Origin of the sequence: Streptomyces sp. NPDC001292, from assembly GCF_042896465.1 — a bacterium.
Lineage (GTDB): Bacteria > Actinomycetota > Actinomycetes > Streptomycetales > Streptomycetaceae > Streptomyces.
On sequence record NZ_JBIAXG010000098.1, the window covers coordinates 1 to 8,428 of the forward strand.

The following is an 8,428-nucleotide window of genomic DNA, read 5'->3' on the forward strand; positions in this document are numbered from 1 at the left end:
TACGCAGCCCCCGCCTTCAACACACCCCACAACGCCACCACCAGATCCACACCGCGCTCCAACGCGACCCCCACCACCGACTCCGGCCCCACACCCCGGCCGATCAGCAACCGGGCCAACCGATTCGCCCGCGCGTCGAGTTGCGCGTACGACACCTCAACCCCGTCCGCGACCACCGCCACCGCATCCGGCGTCCGCGCCACCTGCGCCCCGAACAACCCCACCAACGACACATCCGGCACCTCAGCAGCCGTGTCGTTCCACTCCACCAACACCCGACGCCGCTCGACCTCACTCAGCACATCCAGCGCCGAGACCCGCACCGACGGATCGGCAACAAGCGCCTCCAGCGCCCCCACCCACCGCGCCGCCAACTCCTCAGCCGTACCCGCGTCGAACAGATCCGCCGCCGCGATCACCAGACCCCGAATGCCCGCCGGCGCACCGTCGTCGAAGGCTTCGTCGACCATCACGTCCAGGTCGAACTTCGCCGCCGCCGGACCCGCCTCAACTCGCTCGTGCGCAAGGTCGGCCAGGTCGAGTACGGCCCTGTCGGTGTTCTGGAGGGTGAGCATGACCTGGAACAGCGGGTGCCGGGCCAGCGAGCGCGTCGGGGCCAGCTCCTCCACCAGCCGCTCGAACGGCACATCCTGGTGCGCGAACGCCGACAGGCCGCTCTCCCGCACCCGACCCAGCAGCTCACGGAACGTCGGATCACCCGACAGGTCCGTCCGCAGCACCAGCGTGTTGACGAAGAAGCCGACCAGGTCGTCCAGCGCCTCGTCCGTACGCCCCGCCACCGCCGAACCGACCGGAATGTCGGTGCCCGCACCCAACCTGGACAGCAGCACCGCCAGCGCGGCCTGCACCACCATGAACACCGTCACACCCTCGGCCCGCGCGACCTCCACCAACCGCGCATGCACCTCAGCCGGAATCCGCACCGGCACACTGTGTCCACGATGGCTGGCCACGGCCGGACGGGGCCGGTCGTAGGGCAGCTCCAGTTCCTCCGGAGCACCCGCCAGCGCGGCCCGCCAGTAGTTCACCTGACGGGATATCACACTCTCCGGGTCGCTCTCCTCACCCAGCAGGCCGCGCTGCCACAGCGCATAGTCCGCGTACTGCACCGCCAGCGGCTGCCACTCCGGTGCCCGGCCCGCACACCGCGCCTCGTACGCCGCCGACACGTCCCGGGCCAGCGGCCCCATGGACCAGCCGTCCCCGGCGATGTGATGCGTCACGACGACGAGGACTCTTCCACCTTCCCCCGCATCGAAGAGCCAAGCCTTGAACGGGACTTCGGCCGAGAGGTCGAAGGCGTACGTCTGTGCCGCGGCGACCGCACCGGCCAGCTCCTCCGGCGCCACGTCCACGACCTGGAGCTCCCACTCCAGCTCCTGAAGACCCACAACACGCTGGTACGGCTCTCCGTCCGCGACGGCGAACACCGTGCGCAGCACCTCGTGCCGCCCCATGACGTCCCGCAGCGCCGCACCCAGTGCGTCCCGGTCCACATCGCCGGCCAGACGCACGGCGACAGGAATGTTGTACGTCGCGCTCGGCCCCTCCAACTGTCCCATGAACCACAGGCGTTGCTGTGCGAACGACAGCGGCACCCGCTCCGGACGCTCCCCGGCCGCCGTCAGCGCCGGCCGGGCGCTTGCCGCGTCGGCCAGGCGTGTGGCCAGGCCCGCCACTGTGGGGGTCTCGAACAGCGTGCGTATCTCGATCTCGGCGCCGAGCACCGAGCGGATCCGGCTGACCACCCGCAGGGCGAGCAGTGAGTGGCCGCCGAGGGCGAAGAAGTCGTCGTCGACCCCGACACTCTCCAGGCCGAGGACCTGCGCGAAGACTCCGCACAGGAGTTCCTCCTGCACAGTGGCCGGTTCCCGGCCGGTCGCGCCCGCGTGTTCGGGGGCGGGCAGTGCCTTGCGGTCCACCTTCCCGTTCACGGTCAACGGCAGCGCGTCCAGGACGACCACGGCCGAGGGCACCATGTAGTCCGGCAGCCGGCTCGCGGCGAACTCCCTCACCCTCCGGGCAAGACGCGGGGTGTCGCCGCTCCCGTCGGAGTCCGCGTCCGCTTCCGTGTCCGCGGGCACGACATAGGCGACCAGCCGCCGGTCTCCCGGCACGTCCTCCCGGGCGATCACCGCCGCCTGACCCACCAGCGGATGCGAGGCCACGACCGCCTGGACCTCACCCGGCTCGATCCGGAAACCACGGATCTTCACCTGGTCGTCCGCCCGGCCCAGATACTCCAGCTCACCGGACGCGCTCCACCGCACCCGGTCCCCGGTCCGGTACATACGCCCACCGGACCCGTCCGCGAAGGGACAGGCCACGAACCGCTCAGCCGTCAGACCGGCTCGCCGCACATACCCCCGCGCCACCTGCGCACCGGCGATGTACAACTCGCCCGCGACGCCCACCGGCACCGGCGACAGGCTCTCGTCCAGCACGTACAACCGGGTATTGGCCACCGGGCGACCGATCGGCACCAACTCCCCCACCGCGTCACCCGCACGCACCTCGAAGACACAGCAGCCCACCACCGTCTCCGTCGGCCCGTACTCGTTGACCAGCGCCGACCGGGGCACCCGCTCCAGCCAGCCGCGCACCGCGTCACCGGTCAGCGCCTCACCGCCCACCACCAACCGCCCTGCAGCCCCCGCCATCTCCTGCGCCGACAAAAGCTCCCCCAACAGCGGGAGATGCGCCGGCACCACCTTCAACAGCTCGAAACCAGTGCTCTCCCGCACCGCATCCGCCAGCCCCTCGGCACCGCCCTCGGGGCTCACCACCACGCTCGACCCCGACACCAGCGGCAGTAGCACACTCGTCACCGTCAGGTCGAACGCCAGCGACGAATGCAGCACCGCGCCACCCCGACCGCTGCCCGACCCCGCCCCGTACGCCTCCGCCGCCCACACCACGTAGTTCGCCAGCCCCGCCTGCGACACGGCCACGCCCTTGGGCCGCCCCGTCGACCCCGACGTATAGATCACATACGCCAGCCCGTCCCCCACCACCGGCACCCCGGGCCGCACACCCTCCAGAGACACCAACTGCTCTGCCACCTGCGGATCGTCCAGTGCCACCATCCGCACCGGAGTTCCGTCCCAAGCCCACTCAGTCCTCTCAGTCCTCTCCTCGGTCACCTGACCCGAGCGGAGCCCCTCCCGGATCTCCTGCGTGGTCAGCAACAACGAGGCACCGCAGTCACCCAGTACGAAGGAGATCCGCTCCGCCGGATACTCCGGATCCACCGGCACATAACCCGCCCCGGCCTTCCACACCCCCAAGAGCGCCGCGACCAGGTCCACACCCCGCGGCAGACACAGCCCCACCACCGACTCCGGGCCCACACCCCGACCCACCAGATACCGCGCCAGACGATTCGCCCGCGCATCCAGCTCCCCGTACGACACGGCATCGGCACCGCACCGCACCGCCACGGCATCCGGCGTGCGCTCCGCCCACCCCTCGAACAGCTCCACCACCGACACGGCCGGCATCTCCACCGCCGTGTCGTTCCACTCCACCAGCACCCGCTGCCGCTCCTCGCGACTCAGCACGTCCACCCCGCCGAGCCGAAGGTCGGGGTCGGCCGCGAGTAATGCCAGGAGCCGCGTCAACCGTTCGGCGATCCGCTCCGCCGTGTCCGCGTCGAAGAGGTCGGCCGCGGCGATCAGGCCGCCCCGGAGGCCCGCGGGGCGGCCCTGCGCGTCGTAGGACTCCGACACGCTCAGATCCAGGTCGAACTTCGCCCACCGGTCGCCCGTCGGCAGGCCTCCGCTGCTTGCTCCCGGCAGGTCCACCGCCACCTCGCCGGTGTTCTGCACGGTGAGCATCACCTGGAACAGGGGATGCCTGGACAGCGACCGAGCGGGGGCCAGTTCCTCCACCAGGCGCTCGAACGGCACGTCCTGGTGGGCAAACGCCGACAGCGCGAAGTCCCGCACCCGCGCGATCGCCTGGCGGAACGTCGGATCGCCCGACAGGTCGGTCCGCATCACCACGGTGTTGACGAAGAACCCGACAAGGTCGTCCAGGGCCTCCTCGGTGCGCCCGGCCACCGCCGAACCGATCGGGATGTCCGTGCCCGCGCCGAGGCGCGACAGCAGCATCGCGAAGGCGGCCTGCATCACCATGAACAGGGTCACGCCTTCGGCCTGCGCCAGCTCTTCGAGCCGGGCGTGCACCTCGGCCGGTACCACCAGCGGGACGCTGTGCCCACGACGGCTGACCACGGCCGGACGCGTTCGGTCGTACGGCAGCCGCAGTTCCTCCGGCACGCCGGCCAGGGCCTCGCGCCAGTGACCGACCTGGCGGGAGAAGACACTGTCCGGGTCGCGGGCGTCGCCGAGCAGCTCACGCTGCCAGAGCGTGTAGTCGGCGTACTGCACCGGCAGCGGCTCCCAGTCGGGGGCCCGTCCCTCGCACCGCGCCGCGTAGGCGGACGAGATGTCCCGGGCCAGCGGCCGCATGGACCAGCCGTCGCCCGCGATGTGATGGACGACGACCGCCAGCACGTGCTCGTCCTGTCCGGCGGCGAAGAGCCAGGCCCGGATCGGTGCTTCCGCGGCGAGGTCGAAGACGTGTCCCGCCGCCTCGGCGACCGCGTCCTGCACATCGGTGCGGGTGGCGGTGGTGGGCAGGTCGACCACCTGCAGTTCCCAGTTCAGTTCGTCGAGGCCGAGGATGCGCTGGTACGGCTCGCCGTCCGCGACGGGGATGACGGTGCGCAGCGCCTCGTGCCGGCCGATCACGTCTCGCAGGGCCTCGGCGAGCGCCGAACGGTTCACGCCCCCGGACAGGCGCAGTGCGACCGGGATGTTGTACGTGGCGCTGGGGCCCTCGAGCTGCTCGATGAACCACAGCCGGCGCTGGGCGAACGACAACGGAAGCATCAGGACTCCTCCTGCCTGCGCATCGGCCGCAGCACCGGCCTAGCTGATGTCTGGTTTGCGACTTGCTCGACGACCTGGTGTGCGACCTTCAGAGCGAGCTTCTCGACCGTCCGCGCCTCGAACAGCGCCCTCATCTCGACCTCGACGCCCAGCAGCGTGCGGACACGGCTCATCAGCCGTATCGCGAGCAGGGAGTTTCCGCCCATCCGGAAGAAGTCGTCATCGACGCCGACGTGCTCCAGGCCGAGGACTTCCGCGAAGGCGGTGCACAGGGCCTTCTCCTGTGCGGTGGCCGGTTCTCTGCCCGGGGCCGCCGTGTAGTCGGGGGCGGGCAGTGCCTTGCGGTCCAGCTTTCCGTTCACGGTCAGCGGCAGCGCGTCGAGGACGACGAACGCGGCCGGGACCATGTACCCGGGGAGCCGGGCCCCTGCGAAGTCGCGGAGTGCGGCCGTGTCGACGCCTGTCGCGGCCGGGACGACGTAGCCGCACAGGCGTCTGTCCCCCGGGCGGTCCTCGCGGACGATCACCGCGGCCTGGGCGACGCCCTCATGGGCGGCGACGACCGCTTCGACCTCGCCCGGCTCCACCCGGAAGCCGCGGATCTTGACCTGTTCGTCCGCACGGCCGGCGAACAGGAGCTGTCCGTCCGGTGTCCAGCGGGCCAGGTCACCCGAGCGGTACATCCGCCCGCCCGGGACGAACGGGGACGCCACGAAACGCTCCGCGGTGAGGTCGGGCCGGCCGACATAACCGCGGGCCAGGCCGGGCCCGGCCATGTACAGCTCACCGGTGGCGCCCACGGGGACGGGCCGGAGGAATCCGTCCAGGACGTAGACCTCGGCGTTGCCGATCGGACGGCCGATCGCCGGCGGCTGGTCCTCCGGTGCGATGGCCGGGTCGACCGGATCGGCCGTGGTGATGACCGTCGCCTCGGTGGGGCCGTAGGTGTTCCAGACCTTGGCCCTGCCGGTCCACCGGCTCGCGAGGTCCGCGTTCAACCGCTCGGCGCCCAGCACCCAGTTGCGCACACCCGGCACGGACGCGGGCTCCAGCACACCCAGCAGCGACGGCACCACACTGGCGACGTCCACCCCGGCCGAACGGATCATCTCGGCCAGCGCACCGGGCTCCGCGCGCTCCGCGCTCGTCGCCACCGCCAGCGTTCCGCCGGCCGCCAGGGTGACGGCCACGTCGAGGACGGCCGCGTCGAAGCTGAACGACGCGAACTGCAGCGTCACGACGCCCTCGGCGGCTCCCAGGACCGGCCGCATGACCTCGGCGAGGTTCACCACACCGCGGTGAGCGACCGCCACGCCCTTCGGGCGGCCCGTGGAACCCGACGTGTAGATGACATACGCCAGTTGGTCCGGGGTGACGGCCGTGCCCAGCCGCTCGGCGGACTCCCGCGACACCAGGTCCCGGAGTTCGTCGAGGGACATGTGGACCACGTCCCCCGGCAGCCCCACACGTGTCTGCGCCGACCCGAGGACGACGGCCGCGCCGCTGTCCAGCACCATGTAGGCGAGCCGCTCCGCCGGGTACTCCGGGTCCAGCGGCACATACGCGCCGCCCGCCTTCCACACCGCCAGGATCGACACCACCATGTCGACACCCCGCGGCAGACACAGGCCCACCCGGCTCTCGCGTCCCACGCCCAGCCCGGCAAGATACCGGGCCAGTCGGTTCGCCCGCGCCTCCAGCTCCGCGTACGTCACGGCTTCGGCACCGCACCGCACCGCCACGGCATCCGGCGTGCGCGCCGCCCAGCCCTCGAACTGTTCCACCAGCGAGGCGTCCGGCACCTGGGCGGCCGTGTCGTTCCACTCGGCCAGCACCCGGCGCCGCTCGTCCTCACCCAGCACGTCGACCGTGCTCAGCGGCACGTCGTCGCCTTCGTCGAGCGCATCCTCCAGCGCGGTCACCAGGTTTCCGAGTGCCGTGTGGAGCAGGGCGACCACGGTCGCCGGGTCCACCGGGGCGACCGCGTCGACGCTCAGCGCGAGCCGGTGCCCGTCGTCGTCGACCGCGACGGCGAACGGATAGTTGGTGCGCGACCGTGTGTAGACGGTCCGTATCCCGTCGCCGTCCGTACCTTCGTCGCCCGTACCGTCGTCCTCGCCCGCGTCGACGGGCTCCTCGGAGTGACCGGCCGTGTTGTGGCGGTAGTTGAAGATCGAGGTGAACAGCGGTACGTCCCCTGGAACCCCGCTCGCCTTCTGCGCCAGGGCCAGCGGAGCGTGCTCGTGTTCGAGGAGCCCCGCCAGCTGTGCGCGCATGCCGGCCACCGCGGCCAGCACGCCGGTCCCGGCCACCCGCAGCCGGGCCGGGAGCGTGTTGATGAACGGGCCGACGTGCTCCGCGCCGGCGCCCGCGCTCATGCGCCCGAACAGCACCGTGCCGAACACGACGTCGTCCCGGCCACTGACCGCCGCGAGCACCCGGGCCCAGGCCACGTGCAGCACGGTCGCGGGGCTGGCGCCCAGCCGCCGCGAGACCTCCCGCAGCCGGCCGGCCACCCGGTCCACGACGTACGAGTCGGCGCGTGCCGTGTCCGTGCCGTCCCGACGCGCGTCCACGAGGCCGAACGGCGCGGTCGGTTCGGTGACGTCGCCGAGCAGCTCGGTGAAGAACCGCTCGTGCTCGGACCTCCGGACCCCGGCGCCCGCCCGGGCCACGACATCACGGAACGGCAGCGGCTCGGCGAGTTCGTCACCCCTGCCCGCGAGGAAGGCCTCGACCTCTTCCAGGACCACTTCCATGCCCATGTGGTCCTGCACCACGTGGTGCGCCCGCACCAGGGCCAGCCAGCGACCGCCGGCCGGCGACCGGGCCACCTGTACGTCCAGCAGCGGAGCGCGCCCGATGTCCATGGACGAACCACCGAGCGCCACCAGCTCGCGCACCGGGTCGTCCCCGTCCGGGTTCAGCACCACCTCTTGTACGGGCAGTACGGCCCGGCGCCACACGACCTGCACCGGCTCGCTCAGTCCCTCCCACACCACGCCGGTGCGGTAGATGTCGTGCCGGTCCACCACGTGCTGCAGCGCGTCGAGGAAGCCGTCAAGCCGGGCACGGGTGTCGAACTCCACCACTGTCGGGGTGACGTACGCGTCCTCGCCGCCGGAGGCGGCCAGCAGGTGGTGGAAGAGCATCCCCTCCTGCAGCGGAGCGAGGGGGTACACGTCCGCGACATTGGCCGCACCACCCTCGACCGCCGCAACAACCCGCTCGATCTCTTCGGCCGACAGCTCGACCAGCGGCAGCATCTCCGGGGTGATCTCCACGGCGTCGGCGGGGATGACGTTCGCAGGTACGGGCGCCTGCTCCGAGGCGGAGGCCACGGCCAGTTCCGCGACGGTGGGCGTTTCGAACAGCGCCCGCACCGAGACCGCCACACCGTCCGCCCGAAGCCGCTCCACCAGTCGTACGGCGAGGAGTGAGTGTCCGCCCAGGGCGAAGAAGTCGTCGTGGACGCCGACCTCCTCCACTCCGAGGACCTGCGCGAAGGCGGC

Annotated in this window: 2 protein-coding genes; both read right to left on the reverse strand. The window is 71.6% G+C overall.

What is annotated here, in order from left to right:
• Positions 1-4,916, reverse strand: a 4,916-nt coding sequence (locus ACFY4A_RS41935) for an amino acid adenylation domain-containing protein (RefSeq protein ID WP_390834578.1), incomplete at its 3' end; no start/stop codon positions are given.
• On the reverse strand, positions 4,916-8,428 hold a 3,513-nt coding region (locus ACFY4A_RS41940), incomplete at its 5' end, for an amino acid adenylation domain-containing protein (RefSeq protein ID WP_390834579.1). The genes ACFY4A_RS41940 and ACFY4A_RS41935, both read right to left, overlap by 1 nt.